This window comes from Eubacterium sp. F2 (assembly GCF_046244355.1).
In the GTDB taxonomy this organism is placed as follows: domain Bacteria; phylum Bacillota; class Clostridia; order Peptostreptococcales; family Anaerovoracaceae; genus Aminicella.
Window position 1 is genome coordinate 1,907,873 of sequence record NZ_CP176393.1, and the last position, 16,485, is coordinate 1,924,357.

Genomic DNA, 16,485 nt, shown 5'->3' on the forward strand with positions numbered 1-16,485 from the left:
ACATATCAGAATTGTCTCGATTCCTTTTTCTATTGCTGAACTGGGAACTATCGTTTACACAAATTATTTTACACTATCAGATGAAAATGAATGATTTTGGAATGTATCTACTTGACGTTGAACTTGCTTTAACGTTTATAATATCGTTAAAGAATACATCATAATACAATTTGTTCTGAAGAAGAGTGGAGGATATTCACATGAATAAGATGAACGACTTTGACTTGGATATAAAAATTGCTCAAAAATCGATCGAAGGAATGGAGACACATTCTATTACAATTCCAATAACACTAACTTTAAAGAATAAATGTAAATCTGTAGAGTCACCAACGACAGGAATGACGAGTGCTTGCTGTCATAAGAAAGAATCTGTTGAGGTTAATATAATGAGAAGATGTGTATGATCAGGCATTTTAGCGTACAAATAAACAGAAAAACTATAGGAATTACTTATTTGTACACAAAAATAACAGGTAAATAGGCCGATCATTCATAATAGATACAGAGTATTATGTTGTATTTTACTTCTCTGTTACAATACGATTACAACAGAGAGGTTTTTGAAAATATATATCAATTTAGACACACGTGAATTTACCGACTAACCGACTAAATATAAAATTTAATAAGGTGATTGAATGTTACTAAAATTAATGCTGGAATTATATAATAGGAATCATATTAAAAATATTGCATATTTTGCCGGAAATGCTTTGATTATCGCGCTATTTTATTTATATTACAGTATTATTTATGCTGTCCGTGAGTCAGTAGGCACCAATGGGTATTCATCTATGATTCGTTCCGTTATTTCTGCACAGAGCGAGCAGAGTCAACTGCTCATGACGGTGGTTTTTGTGACATTTCTGTTTTATTGTATACAATCATATATACTGATGAGAGTACCGGAGTATATTAGTTTTCTGATTTTTGGAATGTCACAAAATCAGGCGTATTTATATCTCATGCTGGAATCCCTGACAGGCTGCCTGATTTCCACTTGCATTGGTTTTGTGGTAGGGATTGCTGGAGGATTGATTATTAAGTCCGCGCATGTATGGAATGTGTACATTCAGGCATGTCAAGGGGCTAATATGTGGGTGATAAAAAAATTATTCTTTACAGAATGTATTGTATTAATTATCTCTTTGACCGCTGCGTTTATCTGGATGGATGCAAAACCTCTGAATGCACTGATTCGATCGAAAATGCTCATTCCAATATATTTGAATAATCGAAATCTTATATTATTAGGGATTATCGGAGTTTCGTTTGTACTATTTGGATGCATCGAATATTTTCTGACCCGGTATATATATATACAGCAGTTTTCTCAGATATTGATGATAGCGGGGACGTTGCTCGCTGGCTGGGCGTTTATTAACTATGGATTATTTTTGTGTAGAAACAAAGATACAAAAAAATGTGTTCAGCTTCTTATTGCAGATAGCATTAATCAGAATTTTAATCACAACTTGGTATTAATCGGTGTTCTTTGTATTATTACGTTTTCTGTTTTTTCAACCGCTATACCATCCATTGCTTTATATAGAACGGATGCGTCAGAAGATATTCGATATCGATACGATATGGTTTATATGACAACCGATAAGCATATTCAGCCTATTATAAAGCTGGCTGAAAAATACGAAGGAATAAACGAAACTTTTCCGATGGTGAGACTTACTGTGGGTAACGGGGAGGAATGCATTGGATTGCCAGATTCTGCGTATAAGATACTGACTGGGAAACAATTAAAATTGAGATACAGAGAAGCAGTAGTTGTGATTGAAAAGTGGGGGAAGCAAGATACCAAAGAGCTCGAAAAGAGTACTTATGGTATGCTTGCGAAAAATCTTCATGCGGGCAGATCAGGTTCTCGATTTCAGGAATCATATCTGCCGATATCTTCAGTTAAAGTAATCACAGGGAACGTATTAGGTAAATATTCTCCGTTAGGATTGTATTTTAGTGAGTCAGTGGCCTTTCTATCTGATCGTCAATTCCGTGAAGTACGAAAAATACTTCTTAAGATGGATCAGGAACCTACGTATTTTTTGGGGTTTAATTTTCCTGAAAAAGGTGAACAAGCCTGTCACGCATTGGAATCATATATAAATCGTAACGATAAAATACAAACTGAAGAAGATCCGGACACATTTCAGGAGAACAATTATTATATTACAATTGAAGCGCGGCGCCTTATTTCGATGATGTATACTCAGACGTTCGTAATATCGATGATAATTACAGTCGTGTTCCTCTTTTGTTCATTATTTATATTAGTTCTTAAGTTCGAAATAGAAAAAGAGCGCATTGAACACAGATACAGGTTCTTTAAGTCATTAGGATTAGATGATTGTATCAATCGAAAGGATCTGTTTTGGGAAATTGGAGCGCCAGCCTTAATTGGAGTGATTTTGGGTATGCTTATTATGATTCCGTATCTGTTCTGTGCAAGTAAGATTCCCAATATCCTTGATTACCAGAACATTATTGTATGGTGGATAATTTTTATTATTCTGTACATATGCATTCATTTCTTGGTGGTCTTAATGTTGAGGCGCAGAATTGAACGGTCGATTAAAATGCATAGTTAGTTTAAGTGTTGAAGTAAATATAATAATATGCCAGTTTTATATATGTTTAAAGGAGACCAACTAGGCACGGACAATTCAATCGTCATCCGTGTCCACCCGATGAAGAGCGAATAATGTCGTTGAGGTAAATGTTAGTCTGAAAGAATAGGGAGGAATTGTAGTGTCAAATCTAGTATACGAAGTGAAAAATCTTGTGAAAACTTATCATCAATGGTCCGGAAATTCAAGTGGTGAGGATGTTCAGGCCCTTACAGGAGCATCATTTTCAGTTGAACAAGGGGAATTTGTCTGTATTATGGGTAGATCGGGATGTGGAAAGACGACGCTGTTGAACATATTGGGACTTTTAGACAGAGATTATGAAGGAAAAATGATTTTTAACGGAGAATCTGCCAGGTGCTTTCATAGCAGCAAACGTACAGAATTGAGACGCCGAAATATAGGATTTATTTTTCAGGATTATGAATTGATGCCAAGTTTAACGATACGTGAAAATGTCAGTCTTCCGATGATTTTCGACAAAAAATCCCCTGCTGAGATTTCGGCTAAAATAGAAGCATTAGCGAAAATGCTTATGATTGAATCGCTTCTGGAATTTTTTCCTTATGAACTGTCAGGCGGACAAAAGCAGCGTGCAGCAATATGCAGGGCACTATCCAATGATCCGGAAGTTATCCTTGCAGATGAACCTACAGGTAATCTGGATTCGAAGTCCGGGGCAATGGTCATTCGACTTTTATCAAAAATGAATCAGGAATACGGACAGACTGTGATTATGGTTACCCATGATCCGAAAATGGCAAGTTATACGGATCGAATCTTGTTTCTAAAAGATGGGAAGGTTATCTATCACTTACAGAAAACGGATGATCGAAATATCTTTTATAAACAAATTATCGAGCATATGTCACTATTATAAATAGGGTTTCATAGGAGTTGAACGTTTCGTAACGCGTAACTTTGACGGGGGTACTGACCAAAATTACAGAACAGATTCCAGAACTAGGTCTTTAGTTTTGAAATCCGTTTCTGCTATGCATACTTCGCATTTATTCATCAGTTTTAATTAAAATACAACGGATGGTCCGTCATTTAATGAATAAAGTACTCGAAGACGGAATCGTTTAAAATTACCATAACCGCTAGTGTTTTGTTTAATGCGTTTTATCCTGCCTATTCACTGATTCGACAGGCCCATTCGATATCCTTCGACCTTCACTGTTTCGCCTCTATTAAAACGTCCATGATCTGATTTGCTTGCATGTCCAGGAACTGCCCGATACAATGTCCATAGAAACCTGAACTTCATTTTTCAAAAAAGAAAAGACCCCAGAGAGTCATTCTAAACCCATCGTTTCTCTCTGAGATCTCCTCAAACCATGATTATTGTATCAAACTATCGGCTCCGCCGCAACCAGAATAATTCCACATTCACCGTCATCTCTCTGGAAAAATCAATCTGCCCTTTCTGCGGAGGCGAACTGGTCTACCGCGACCGGCGGCGCAGAATCATGCGCGGATATTCGGAAGAGGTTGATTTTCTGATGGTCCGGCGTCTGAAGTGCGTCAGCTGCAGACATCTGCATGTTGAACTTCCGGACTGTGTTACTCCGTATAAGCAGTTCAAAACGGAAATCATTGAAAATGTTGTCGATGGCATTTCTACGATCAATGACAGCACAACCTGCGCAGCACCCTGTGAACGTACCATGAAACGCTGGATCTCCTGGATCCGAGAGAACCACAGCCAGATTAACGGACTTCTGAAAGCAGCCGTATCATCCATCCTGCCGCATCCTGAGCAGCTGCTGTATTCTTCTGTTTCTCTTTTCGACGGGCTTCGTCAGGAAGGCCAGCAGTGGCTGGCTAAATTGAACCGGATCATGATTAATGCTGCAGGAAAAATGATGCTGCAGCCAGAGGGTCCAAAATGTGCACCTGACTTGTCCGGTGTCCTTTCTTCATCTGCTGTACTCTTGAGGCAGGAGGTGAAGAACAATGAATCGAAAAAAAGAAGTTCACGATTGGAAGGAAGAGCAGGCACAGGAGCGCCTGATGCTCATAGCCCCTCTTCTGGTTGAAAGCATGGACCGGTCCATGCGGGTGCAGATAAGGCATAGAATTGCCAGGCAGGCACACTGCAGTGAGCGGACCATCCGCAGATATGAACAGGCCTACCGGAAAGAAGGATTTAACGGCCTGAAGCCCAGAAGCAGAGATAATCATAGGAGCAGGAAACTCCCGGAGAATTTTGATGAGCTGCTGCAGGAAGCAATCCAGCTGAAACGGGAAGTTCCAAGACGCAGTGTTGAGCAGATTATCTTTATCCTGGAAGGGGAAGGAAAAGCAGAACCTGGGAAATTAAAACGTTCAACGCTTCAGAGGCACCTTTACGATGCGGGATTTGGGCGGCGTCAGATGCAGAGATACATGGAAAGCAGGAAAACTTCCTCCAAGCGCTTCTGTAAGCCGAACCGGATGATGCTTGTGCAGGCGGATATCAAAGAAGGCATCTATCTTCCAATTGGAAAAAACGGACAGAAGAAAAAGACCTATCTTTCCTCTGTACTGGATGACCATTCCCGCTACATCCTGCACTCGCAGTTTTACGACAATGAGGGCGCGCAGATTGTGGAAGATACCTTCCGTCAGGCCATTCTCAAGCATGGACGCTTTGACAGCGTATATATCGATAATGGAGCCCAGTACCGCTCCAAACAACTTGTCCGTGCACTTCAGCGGCTGGATATCCGGGTCCGGTATGCACCGCCGTATTCAGGGAAATCCAAAGGAAAGATCGAGAAGTTCCATCAGGTCACAGACGACTTTCTTGCAGAAGCAAAAGCCGATCAGATAAAGACTCTGGAAAAACTGAACGCGGCCTGGACTGCCTATCTGGAAGAATATTACCAGAAACGGCCGCATGACGGTATCCGGGAATACTATGAAAGTCAGGGAATTCCGGTATCTCTTCTTGGAATTAGTCCGGAAGTGGAGTGGCATCGGGACCAGAGGCGTCTGACCTTCCTTGATGCATCGGTCATTGGAGAAGCGTTCCAGCATCGTGAAAAGCGGCGTGTTGATTCGGCAGGATGCCTGAAATTCCACGGGATCACCTACGAGGTCAGCACATCTCTGATCGGTGCGGAAGTAGAAATCGGTTATGATCCTGTCAGCCGGGATCAGATTACCGTCTACAGCAGAAACATGGATCCGATCCAGGCAAAACCGATTCAGATCGGTTCCTACTGCGACTCATCGGAACCGGTTCCTGCCGCCCTTCTTCCTGAAGAGCCGGAAGCTTCACGTTTTCTTAAGGTTCTGCGGAAGAAACGGAAGCAGACTGTCGAAAAGAAAACCGACGCCATTTCCTTTGCAGATTACGGAAAGGATGGTGAATGATCATGTATGAAGAATTCTTTGAAATGACGCATACACCGTTTGTCCGTAACGTCCCTGTAGAACAGCTCTACCAGTCCCCGAAGCTGGATGAAGCACTCGGCAGGCTGAGGTACGCAGCAGAAAAGCAGCTGTTCGCGGTTCTTACCTCTGATCCAGGTTGTGGAAAATCCACATTAATCAGGCGGTTTGCGATGACACTGCCGAAGGACCGGTATATTCTTCTGTATCTTTCGGATTCCAAACTTACTCCGCGGTGGTTTTACAAAGGGCTTCTGGATCAGCTGGGACTGGAAGCGGGATTCTACCGGGGAGATGCCAAAAGAATGCTGCTGAAGGAAATTGAAATTATCCGCGGCGTTCAGCATAAAAAGCTGGTCTGTATTCTGGATGAAGCGCACCTTCTTGGAAAAGAAACCATTGAAGAATTCCGGTTTCTCCTAAATTACCGCTTTGATTCGGAAAGTCCTCTGGCGCTGATTTTATCCGGACAGAGTGAATTATGGGATCAGAAACTCCGTAAGCCTGCGTATGCAGCGATTCGTCAGCGCATTGATATCAGCTGTGTTCTGCATCATCTGGACCGGGCGGAGACAGAAAAATATATACGCGCACACCTCAGTTACGCGGAATGCAGACAGGAGATATTCACTGATGGAGCTGTGGAGGAAATCTACAAACAATCCTGCGGAATACCGCGTATGATCAACCGATTCTGCGAAAAAAGCCTGATGTACGCCTATCAGCAGAGGAAACGGCTGATTGACGATCATATGGTGAAATACGTCAGCGAACATGAGAACATCATCGTAATGTAGAGACGAAGGCCGCCATCCAATCGGCGGCCTTTTGAGACGGTGAATTGGACAGGCGAAGAAGCAGGATGTGGACATTCAGAAAGGGCAGTTCCTGGACTTAGAAGCTAATCAGAAACACTTCATAGGTGTTAAAACTTGCAACAATTGGCTGTTTCCATTTTCTGAGCGTTCGAGACAGTTTGCGAAATTCAGGTATATGATAGAGAGATTTCATTCTCCAATGAACTGTGAAGTTGTGTAAGCGGCAAATAGCACGTGTCTACCACTGAAAACCAGAAGCTTGTAAAATGATGTCAACAAAATGTTACAAGAATTTACAAGGTGGTGTGAAATGGATACCATTACTACTGATTTCAAAGCCACTTGGAAGAAGACAAGATACGTATTCCAAGATATAAATCAGGATTGACCTATGTGAAAAGGGAGGCAGAGGAGAGTCTGCCGAGGAAGAAAACAGCGCGGTCGAACTGGCCGTGAAATCGGAATTTACCTATTAAGACATATAAATTGTTGACAATAAAGCTCCTATATAGTATGTTTTAATAAATTACTATATAGGAGCTTTTGTATGGACATGAATGGAGGATTTCTTGTCACCAAAATAAAACAACTTGGAGACCGGATTTTCGAGAAGATTCTCAGTGAAAAGAATATTGATGCGTTTAATGGAGCCCAGGGACGTATTCTTTATGTGCTGTGGCAGGAGGATGGTATCTCAATCAGGTCACTCTCGACTAAATGCGGATTAGCGATAACATCTCTTACTACGATGCTGGAAAGAATGGAAAATCAAGGGCTGATAAGCCGTGTTCAATCTGAAACGGACAAAAGAAAAACACTCCTGTTTCTGACTGAGAAAGCACGTGCCTTAAAGGGCGAGTACGATTCTGTATCTGATGAGATGGGCAGTATTTACTACAAAGGTTTTTCTGAGGAAGAAATTACCCAGTTTGAGGAATACCTCGACCGCATCAGAAAGAATCTTGAGGAGTGGCAGAAGTCATGAGTATTTGTATCAAAGATCAGATTCAGAACATGAATATCGTCATTGGCTGCAAAGTGGGGTGTACATATTGCTATGCCCGCAACAATGTGAAACGCTGGCATATGATTGATGACTTCTCTGATCCTGAGTTCTTTCCAGGCAAGCTCAGGATGATGGAAAAGAAACGTCCGCAGAACTTTCTTCTCACCGGCATGAGCGATCTCTCTGGATGGAAGCCGGAATGGAGAGACGAGGTGTTTGCAAAGATCCGTGAAAATCCACAACATCAGTTCCTGTTCCTTACCAAGCGACCTGAATTTCTGGATTTTGATACCGATCTGGAAAACGCATGGTTTGGCGTTACGGTGACGAGGAAAGCAGAACTGTGGCGTATCGATGCACTTCGGAAAAACGTCAGAGCAAAACATTACCATGTTACCTTTGAGCCGTTATTCGACGATCCCGGCACAGTTGACCTTTCCAGAATCAATTGGATCGTTGTGGGCACCATGACCGGAGCTCAGAGCAGGAAGATTTATACGAAGCCGGAATGGGCATGGTCTCTGGCGGACCAGGCACATAAGCTCGGCATTCCGGTGTTTATGAAGGAAGATCTTGTCCCTATCATAGGGGATGAAAATATGATTCAGGAAATGCCGGAAGAATTTAATAAAGTGTTAGAGGTACAGAAATCATGGAAGAAGTAATAAATGGAATCCTCATTCGTGAGGTGGAAACAAAGAACATCATGACTAAGTCTAGTCTGCCGGTAGGCGGTTACTCGGTCAATCCCTATGTGGGCTGTACACATGCCTGCAAGTATTGCTATGCTTCTTTTATGAAGCGCTTTACCGGGCACAAGGAGGAATGGGGCACTTTCCTTGATGTGAAGCATTGGCCGGAAATCAAAAATCCGAAGAAATATGCCGGACAGCGGGTGGTCATCGGTTCTGTGACAGATGGCTACAATCCACAGGAGGAGCAATACGGGAATACCAGAAAACTTCTGGAGCAGCTGATCGGCAGTGACGCAGATATTCTGATCTGCACAAAGTCGGATCTTGTGGTACGGGATATTGATCTGCTGAAGAAGCTTGGACGTGTAACCGTTTCATGGTCGATCAACACACTAGATGAAAATTTCAAGAACGATATGGACTCTGCTTCGAGCATTGAGCGCCGTATCTCTGCTATGAAGCAGGTATATGAAGCAGGTATCCGTACAGTCTGTTTCGTATCCCCGGTATTCCCCGGTATCACGGATTTTGAAGCAATTTTTGAGCGGGTAAAGGATCAGTGTGATCTGTTCTGGCTCGAAAACCTCAATCTTCGGGGCGGCTTCAAGAAGACGATTATGGATTATATCGCCGGAAAATATCCTGACCTTGTACCGCTTTACGATGAGATCTATAACAAGCATAAACGCAGCTACTTTGAAGCACTTGAAGTAAAAGCTGAGAAAATGGCTAAGAAGTATGATTGTGCCTTTGTAGATAATGAAATGCCTTATGGCAGAGTCCCACAGGGGCATCCGGTGATCGTAGATTATTTCTATCATGAAGAAATCCGTGGGACAGAGAATACCGGAAAAAGAAATCGCTAACTTCCTGTTTGCTGATGCAAAGCAGAGGCGGTAACTATTGATAAGTTCCCGCAAACCGATGAGGCACTGGACATGTTTCCACAAACCGATGAGGTAAAAAGAGAGCAGTTCAGACATCTCAACGCGCGAGGAGACCGTGGCTCTGCTAACAAGAACAAATTGAAGGAGGGCTGTAAAAGCCCGTGTTTAAGCCATTTCTGCGGCATCCGTCTTCTCGAGAGGAGAGGACGGTGCCGCTTTTTCTGTCCGGGAAAATGAGGATATTGCTCTGGCGAGACTGTGGTTTTGCTATTTTGGGGGGGCGAGACTATTGGAAGGCTTTTTTTCGGAAGTTGAGACTGTGGGAACGCAATATGAGCGGGAATAGAAAAGGAAGGATAGGAGCTGTATAAGAAATGGGGTAATGTATTAAAGAAATTGTCAGAGGATCCTATGTATCCCAGTCTTAGATCTCATGAAATAGAGGACTTTATCAAGACGCTACGGAATGAAGGTCTGGCAGTCCTATCTGGAAAACAATAAAAGTGGGGCAAGGAGAATGTATTGGGTTTATGAAGCAGATCGAAGCCATCGACCAGAAGCTTACCGACCTGCAGGCGCTGGTGGTCGAAAAGGCGAAGGATAACGATCAGTACAACAGCCTGGTGGATGAGATCCAGGAGCTCCGGGAGCAGAAAGTAAAGCTAACAGAGGAGCAGGCGCTCTTCACCCGTAACGAGGAGTGCATCGCGGCCCTGCGCAAGGAGCTGGAGGCCAGTAAGGGTGATGCCTTGGCTTATGATGACAAGCTCGTCCGGGACTTCATCGAAAAGATTGAGGTCTTCCCAGAGATGATGCGGTTCACCATGAAGACCGGGATGGTGACAGAAGTGGCGATGTGATTATCTCTCTATCCCGGCATTAATAAATCTGCCAAGGATCTGCTGGTACCTGTACCATCGTTCATTTTTCTCCCAGCTAAGGCTCCTGTTTACAGCGAAAGATCCGTTAAGGATGAACTTAAAAAGTATCTCGGCTTCATCTGTGGCGAGGCCGGTATGCGCCATAAGATCCGGGACAACTTTGTCATGCTCATGAGCGGCAATCCTCTGGATGATATGGTCGCTGACAGATACGTCCATAAACAAGTGATGATATTTATCAGAATCAGCGATCCGCTGGCAGGCGGGCAGGACGGTTTCGTTCTCACGGAGCACATCTGACCTGCCGCTGCGGATAATATCGAGTACATCAACAACCGTTTCGGAGCCGCTCTCTGAAAAGAGGAGGGCGTCATCGATGACACTGTCCAGTACTTCATCCAGGTTGTCAAAATGCAGGTAAAAGGTAGAACGGGCAATCTCAGCCTGCCTGCAGACCATGGTGACATTGATCTTGTCATAGGCGGTCTCTTTATTCAGTTCTAGAAGCGCGTCTTTGATGACCATCTGTGTGTATAACGTTCTTCGGTCAGTCTTTTTCTGATTTGGTGACTTCATTTTATTCACCATCTTTCTCTGATATCTGCAATCGAATATTCCCGATCATGAGATACTCCTGTACAGTTTTGCGATTCTGTACGGGAGTTATTCTTTTGAGAGAATGTGTTCTTCTCATTTTTCCAAATTTAAGTATATTAGTTTATAGACAGGGCGTCAATAAACTGTTGCGAACCTTGTATCGCAGAATCAAAAATGAGAGAGGAATGAAAATCATGACCTTTTATGAGCAGATTGTAAATGAAGTACAGATGAGCAATTATTCCAGATATTACAACGTATATGCATCCGGCGGGACTGTGGTTCCGCTGATAAAGAAAGAGCCGCTCCCTTATGAAGAGCAGATTCAGGATTTTGTTCAGAAAGTGAAGGACGCGGACTGCGTGATCGTTGGAGGAGCATCCGGCCTTTCCGCGGCAGGCGGCGGGGATTTCTATTATGAAGACAACGCCTCCTACCGGAAATATTTCGGAAAGTATGCGGAGAAATACGGATTCAAAGGTGCTTTTGCCGGTACGTTTGCCCACTGGGATTCCCGTGAGGAGTTCTGGGGGTATATGGCAACATTCCTGCATACCACCCAGCATGCGGAGGTTCGGAAGCCGTACCTGGATTTGGATGCGGTCCTCGCGGATAAAGAATTCTTTGTACTGACCACAAATCAGGACACGCAGTTCGTAAAGCTGTATCCGGAGTCGAAAGTCGCCCAGATTCAGGGCGACCATCGCTTCTTCCAGTGCTCCAGGTGCTGCACGGATGAGGTATGGGATGCCGTGAAACCGGTGCAGGAGATGATCGATGCCATGGGTGAGGGCACGGAAGTGCCGAAGGAACTGATCCCGCGCTGCCCGCACTGCGGCGCTGAGGCGTTTCCGTGGGTCCGGGGTTATGGAAATTTCCTGACCGGTAAGAAATACGAAGAGGAATATCAGAAGATATCAGATTACATTCTCGCGCATAAGGACGAGAAGATTCTTTTCCTGGAACTCGGCGTCGGAAGACTCACACCGATGTTCATCCAGGAGCCGTTCTGGGCACTGGTGAACAGTTTGCCACAGACGACGTATATTTCTGTGAACAAGGATTATGCGTTCCTGCCGGAGGCAATTGAAGACAGGGGACTGGCTATCCAGGCCGATATTGGGAAAGTGCTGGAGGCTGTAAGAAGTGAAATGGAGAAGAAAGTCACAGCTGTATGATCGTAGAGGGTGAAAAATGATGGAATATAAAGTAAACGATTATAAAGAGGCAAAAGACTGGCTGAAAAACACGGACGCCATTCTGATTACGGCGAGCAACGGGCTTTCCATCGCGGAGGGGTATCATATTTTTGCGGATAATGGGTCGTTCAGAAGGTACTTTGGGAAGTTCCGTCAGAAGTACGGCGCAGACTGCCTGATCCGCGGTGTGTTCACGCCGATGACGGCGGCCGATCATGAGGAATATATGCAGACGGTTCATCAGTATTTAATTGACGACTACCATGGCAGTGAGGTAATAAAAAACCTGCTTTCAATTGTCAGGAATAAACCATATTTTATCGTGACCAGTAACGGCGACGCGCATTTTCAGATGAATGGTTTTGACCGGGACAGAATCTTCGAAGTGGAAGGTAACTTCGAAGGCCTTACGGAGGGGTCTGAGGAGTGGAACGGCCAGCGGCAGAGATTTTACGCATTCCTTCAGGAGTATTCCGGGCAGAATGCTCTGCTCTTTGAGCTTGGCATTGGGAGCCGGAACCAGCTGATCAAAGCCCCGACGATGGGAATGGCAGCGGAATATCCTTCCTGGAAGTTCATTACGATGAATATGCCGGGAGAAATCAACGTTCCGGATGCGCTGGCAGACAGGACAGTAGCCCTGACAGGTGATATCGGAGAAAACTTAAGGAATCTTTTGAATGAATGAGAGCCTGAACATGAGGTTACAGACTATGAAATCAAATGGACGATCCGGAAAAATCAGGGAGAATCTTTCGGGGCAATTGGCATTTTCTTCTTTTGTCCCGGCGGACCTGCAGGATATTCGGATACAATATACAGATGAAATGGTAAGGCTTCTCGGAAAGGCGTATCTGCTTCTGGGAAGATATACAGAAAAATGGAATCAATTAAGTGAAGAGGAACGGAAAGCGCAATGGACGGATGCCGCCTCCATGGAGACAGAGGCATCCGTCCGTCTTTCCATAGACACAGGGAAAGAGGCAGAGCCAATGGCAGGCGGCATACACTCTGGAGCGCTTCTGAAGCTCGACTTAATGGGGGATCCCGGTGTATTTATGAGAAATGCAAAAGAATCGGTCCTTTCGCCGAAGGACGTGAAGGATCTGGAATGGCTGAGGGAATCCGTTTCGTACGCGATGGAACGCATGAAGGAACTTCCGCTTTCTCTCCGATTCATTTCTGAGATACATGATTATGCGCTCCATGCTTCTCATAATTATGACAATATGCCTGGAGAATTCCGCCGGTCGCCGAACTGGATGGGGCCGAGAGGAACTACATTAAATACAGCGGCTTATGTACCGCCGGTTCCGGAAGATATGAAAAGAAGCCTGTACAGACTGGAAGAATATATGCATGAAGAGGATGGGGCAGATCCGCTCATCCGTGCGGCATTGATCCACTACCAGTTTGAGATGATCCATCCGTTTCTTGACGGGAATGGAAGAGTCGGGCGGCTGTTTGTGCAGCTGTATCTGGTTGACAAAGGGATCATTCCGGCTCCCATTCTCACATTCAGTGAGATTCTGCGGAAAAGAGAAGCCCGGTATTATCGTTCCTTTTCTCAGGTTGAAGAAGATGGCAGATATGAAGAACTGATTCTGTTCTGGCTGAATGTATTTATTGAAGATCTGATGAAACTGACAGGAGCATGATCATTCAGGAGAGTGCGAAATGACAGAAGGGTCTCTTATCATGGAACAGCCGGAAATGATACATTTTCCGGCTGATTACAGGTTTTTGAAAATGGATGACCGCTGCGTATCATTCATTTACTCTTTTCGTACAGAAGAATCCACAGAGATTGAGGTAAGGGATTCATCGAACCAGTCACAGGACTCGGAAAAGGAAAATATCGTTTTAAACCGTATAAGGGTTGAGATGGTGGAAATCCCCATGCACTCGCGATTACGGAAGGGTCGAGACGATGGCCTCCCTCCTGCCCGCTGTATTATAGGTAGAAATAGCACTTGGACATGTTTCCGCAAACGAACGGAAATGTGTCCAGGAACCAGACATTCAGGTGCTTTTCGCGAGCGCACGTCGAGACGGTAGCGTTGATGTCGAAAAAAAATAAGACGAGCCCGAAAACCGCTGATAAACAGCGGTTTTCTCGCTTTCGAAGATAATTTAGAGCACCCGAAATCTGGTCAGAAAACGGCACATAGGGAAGTTGTCCAGGGCGTTTTTACAGGGTTGTGTGTCGCGATTAAATAATCGGGCAGGTTGCAACTCGTGATTAGATGTAGGGTAGGGGATGGATGTTGGGGAGACAAATCAGAATTTGTGGAGAGGTACATATGAAAAACAAATCAAGCATCGCTGCACTTTTTATAGCAGGCATAGTATGTGGGTTTCTGATATTTGAATGGTTCACACCAACAAATTCACTGGGGATACTGGTGCTTGTTGTCGTCTTATCAGTTATAGGGCTTGTACTTTCTGTTTACAGTTTAAGAAGAGAGAAGTCTTTCATGAGGAAAACTGCGCTGATAATAGGAGCAATAATATCAGGTTTTATGATACTGATATTTGCTGTAATGCTTATAATGGGGGTTGGAGCCTAATAATTCCAGTTTGTCTACAAAAGAGAGCAGGTACTCCAGATGGGGCACCTGCTCTTTTATTCGTTGACCGTGATCTGCAGACCGGACTTGAACTCGATCATGGCTCTATCCTGGTAGATAATGATCTGCCGGATGAGCTTTCGTACCATGCGCTCGTCGAACTCGGTGATGTCGGTCTGCTGGCTCTTCAAGAAGTCTTGCAGCTCGGTGATTCTTTTCTGCAGGTCTTCCTGGCTTCTGGCTGAAGCATCGGCCTTTTCCTTTTCTTCCCGCAGACGGAAAATCTCATCGGCGATGGTGTCGTAGTCTTCTTAACTGTTTGCTTTCCTGATGAGCTCTTTCTGCAGTTCATCGAGTCTGGCCTGGATGCTTTCCGCGTCGGATGGATCGGATTCCCGGATGGCTTTCGCCAGGTTTTCCTGAAGCTGATGCAGGAATTCGTCTTTTCCGGTAAGGATCTGATTGAAGGCTCTTACGGTGATGTCCTTCAGCCATTCTTCCTTGATGGTGCGGTTTGTGCAGACTTTGACTACCGAAGATGGATCAAGCCGGCTGATGCAGCGCCAGACGATGGAGGTTTTGCCGTGGATGTACCAGTGGACTCTTCGGTAGAGATCGCCGCATTCTCCGCAGACGATGATCTGGGAGAAGCAGTTGTTTCCGGAGTAGACCCGCTTCTTGCCGGAAGGGGAGCGATGGACGTTTCGCCTTCGGACGAGCTCCTTCTGAACCTGCATGAAAAGCTCTTTAGGAATAATCGCTTCGTGGTCGTCCTCAACGTAGTACTGAGGAAGAACACCGTTGTTCTTGACTCGCTTCTTGGTTAGAAAGTCTGTGGTGACGGTTTTCTGAAGAAGGGCGTCTCCCATATACTTTTCGTTTCTTAGAATCTTGTTGATCGTGGAATCGTACCATTTGGTATTGCCTGCTCCAGTGAGAATGCCGTCCTGCTCCAGATGCAGCGAGATGCTTTTCATGGAGTAGCCTTCGAGATACTCCCGGTAGATCCGACGCACCACCTCGGCCTGCTTAGGATCAATGACAAGGTTTCCGTTTTCATCTTCCAAGCGTTTGTACAGGAGGAGAAATCCGTCTCCTTCCCAGAGCAGACCCTTGATTCGGTCCAGACGTCTGCCGCAGAAGAGAAATAGCGTATTTTCCGTGAACGGATTCATCTCGGCTTCAGACTGAATGATGCCGGCGAGACTGTCTACGCCATACCTCAGATCCGTATACTCGCACGCGATATATACGGTCATCCCATCAGTCTTCAGATCATTCAGCATGACTCAGCACCTCCAGGATTGTCCGGATCTGATTTTCTGGAGCATCATAGGGAAGTTCGAGAGTTGCCTGATCGAAGTAAACAACAATACGGGGTTCTGACTTGGAAGAGGTTTCTTCAGGTTCTTCCTGAACATTGATTTCTGCTGATTCGGAAGAAGCAGGAATCATCACAAATCTCGACTGTTCTTCCTTCTGCCGCTCATATTCCTTTACCGCATGCCGTACACGGGTGCAGCGGTAACCGAACGTATTGATCTTGATATCATGAACCTCACACCACTGTTTTCTGGTAAGCCGGCTGTTCTGGAAATCCGCCATGTCGGATGCCCACTGCTGTAATCTCAGTTTTTCGGAAACGTCCATTTCACACCACCTTGTAAATTCTTGTTGACCATATTTTACAAGAATTTAGAGTGTAGTGGTAGGTACGTGCTATTTACCGTTTACTTCCCATGAGCAAGCCTGCTCTGTTGATTCTACTTCCTGCCATAGGCTCCTCCTTTCATGAATTTGGGCATAAGA

At 44.7% G+C, this 16,485-nt stretch carries 18 protein-coding genes; 14 read left to right on the forward strand and 4 right to left on the reverse strand.

Translation table 11 applies throughout. The annotated features are described in order from the left end of the window. Window positions 1-200: 200 nt before the first annotated feature. The 10 genes from ACI77B_RS08150 to ACI77B_RS08195 all read left to right on the forward strand — a co-directional run bounded on the left by ACI77B_RS08150 (window position 201) and on the right by ACI77B_RS08195 (window position 10,289). Window positions 201-407, forward strand: coding sequence for a hypothetical protein (locus tag ACI77B_RS08150; protein WP_409336357.1), 207 nt, complete (start codon window positions 201-203; stop codon window positions 405-407). A 234-nt stretch (window positions 408-641) separates the two neighbouring features. Then, a complete protein-coding gene (locus ACI77B_RS08155) occupies window positions 642-2,603 on the forward strand; it encodes a hypothetical protein (protein ID WP_409336358.1) in 1,962 nt (653 codons plus the stop codon). A gap of 160 nt (window positions 2,604-2,763) precedes the next feature. Next, window positions 2,764-3,522: an ABC transporter ATP-binding protein gene (locus ACI77B_RS08160; RefSeq protein ID WP_409336359.1), complete on the forward strand. Its 759-nt coding sequence runs from the start codon at window positions 2,764-2,766 to the stop codon at window positions 3,520-3,522. Window positions 3,523-3,982: 460 nt separating this feature from the next. Then, the gene (locus tag ACI77B_RS08165; RefSeq protein WP_409336360.1) at window positions 3,983-4,684 is read left to right on the forward strand and encodes a DUF6431 domain-containing protein; all 702 of its coding nucleotides are present in this window, start codon (window positions 3,983-3,985) and stop codon (window positions 4,682-4,684) included. Further along, window positions 4,602-6,005 carry a DDE-type integrase/transposase/recombinase gene (locus tag ACI77B_RS08170; protein ID WP_409336355.1) on the forward strand — a complete coding sequence of 468 codons (1,404 nt, stop codon included), beginning with the start codon at window positions 4,602-4,604 and terminating at the stop codon, window positions 6,003-6,005. Before ACI77B_RS08165 ends, ACI77B_RS08170 begins: the two co-directional genes overlap by 83 nt. Beyond that, window positions 6,002-6,820, forward strand: coding sequence for an ExeA family protein (locus ACI77B_RS08175; protein WP_409336356.1), 819 nt, complete (start codon window positions 6,002-6,004; stop codon window positions 6,818-6,820). The genes ACI77B_RS08170 and ACI77B_RS08175 overlap by 4 nt, the downstream gene beginning before the upstream one ends. A gap of 568 nt (window positions 6,821-7,388) precedes the next feature. After that, window positions 7,389-7,826 carry a radical SAM mobile pair system MarR family transcriptional regulator gene (locus ACI77B_RS08180; protein WP_409336361.1) on the forward strand — a complete coding sequence of 146 codons (438 nt, stop codon included), beginning with the start codon at window positions 7,389-7,391 and terminating at the stop codon, window positions 7,824-7,826. Then, a complete protein-coding gene (locus tag ACI77B_RS08185) occupies window positions 7,823-8,512 on the forward strand; it encodes a radical SAM mobile pair protein A (RefSeq protein ID WP_409336362.1) in 690 nt (229 codons plus the stop codon). Before ACI77B_RS08180 ends, ACI77B_RS08185 begins: the two co-directional genes overlap by 4 nt. Beyond that, window positions 8,500-9,408: a radical SAM mobile pair protein B gene (locus ACI77B_RS08190; RefSeq protein ID WP_409336363.1), complete on the forward strand. Its 909-nt coding sequence runs from the start codon at window positions 8,500-8,502 to the stop codon at window positions 9,406-9,408. Before ACI77B_RS08185 ends, ACI77B_RS08190 begins: the two co-directional genes overlap by 13 nt. Before the next feature lie 524 nt (window positions 9,409-9,932). Next, window positions 9,933-10,289, forward strand: a complete 357-nt coding sequence (locus ACI77B_RS08195) for a hypothetical protein (protein ID WP_409336364.1) — start codon at window positions 9,933-9,935, stop codon at window positions 10,287-10,289. Here ACI77B_RS08195 and ACI77B_RS08200 read toward each other — a convergent pair whose 3' ends face one another. Beyond that, a complete protein-coding gene (locus ACI77B_RS08200; RefSeq protein ID WP_409336365.1) occupies window positions 10,290-10,886 on the reverse strand; it encodes a TetR/AcrR family transcriptional regulator in 597 nt (198 codons plus the stop codon). It abuts the gene before it with no gap. 206 nt (window positions 10,887-11,092) lie between these two features. On the opposite strand from ACI77B_RS08200, the gene ACI77B_RS08205 reads away from it, so the two are divergent. The 4 genes from ACI77B_RS08205 to ACI77B_RS08220 all read left to right on the forward strand — a co-directional run bounded on the left by ACI77B_RS08205 (window position 11,093) and on the right by ACI77B_RS08220 (window position 14,676). Then, complete coding sequence (locus ACI77B_RS08205) at window positions 11,093-12,085, forward strand: NAD-dependent protein deacetylase (RefSeq protein WP_409336366.1); 993 nt, start codon at window positions 11,093-11,095, stop codon at window positions 12,083-12,085. A gap of 16 nt (window positions 12,086-12,101) precedes the next feature. Then, window positions 12,102-12,794: a hypothetical protein gene (locus tag ACI77B_RS08210; protein WP_409336367.1), complete on the forward strand. Its 693-nt coding sequence runs from the start codon at window positions 12,102-12,104 to the stop codon at window positions 12,792-12,794. A gap of 25 nt (window positions 12,795-12,819) precedes the next feature. After that, window positions 12,820-13,764 carry a Fic family protein gene (locus ACI77B_RS08215; protein WP_409336368.1) on the forward strand — a complete coding sequence of 315 codons (945 nt, stop codon included), beginning with the start codon at window positions 12,820-12,822 and terminating at the stop codon, window positions 13,762-13,764. Window positions 13,765-14,409: 645 nt separating this feature from the next. Beyond that, on the forward strand, window positions 14,410-14,676 hold the full coding sequence (locus ACI77B_RS08220; RefSeq protein ID WP_409336369.1) for a hypothetical protein: 267 nt from the start codon (window positions 14,410-14,412) through the stop codon (window positions 14,674-14,676). A gap of 56 nt (window positions 14,677-14,732) precedes the next feature. Here ACI77B_RS08220 and ACI77B_RS08225 read toward each other — a convergent pair whose 3' ends face one another. The 3 genes from ACI77B_RS08225 to tnpA form a co-directional block, all read right to left on the reverse strand. Then, complete coding sequence (locus ACI77B_RS08225; protein WP_409336370.1) at window positions 14,733-14,867, reverse strand: integrase; 135 nt, start codon at window positions 14,865-14,867, stop codon at window positions 14,733-14,735. 120 nt (window positions 14,868-14,987) lie between these two features. Then, window positions 14,988-15,962 carry an IS66 family insertion sequence element accessory protein TnpB gene (tnpB, locus tag ACI77B_RS08230; protein WP_409336371.1) on the reverse strand — a complete coding sequence of 325 codons (975 nt, stop codon included), beginning with the start codon at window positions 15,960-15,962 and terminating at the stop codon, window positions 14,988-14,990. Further along, a complete protein-coding gene (tnpA, locus tag ACI77B_RS08235) occupies window positions 15,952-16,326 on the reverse strand; it encodes an IS66 family insertion sequence element accessory protein TnpA (RefSeq protein ID WP_409336372.1) in 375 nt (124 codons plus the stop codon). The genes tnpB and tnpA overlap by 11 nt, the downstream gene beginning before the upstream one ends. Window positions 16,327-16,485 lie beyond the last annotated feature (159 nt).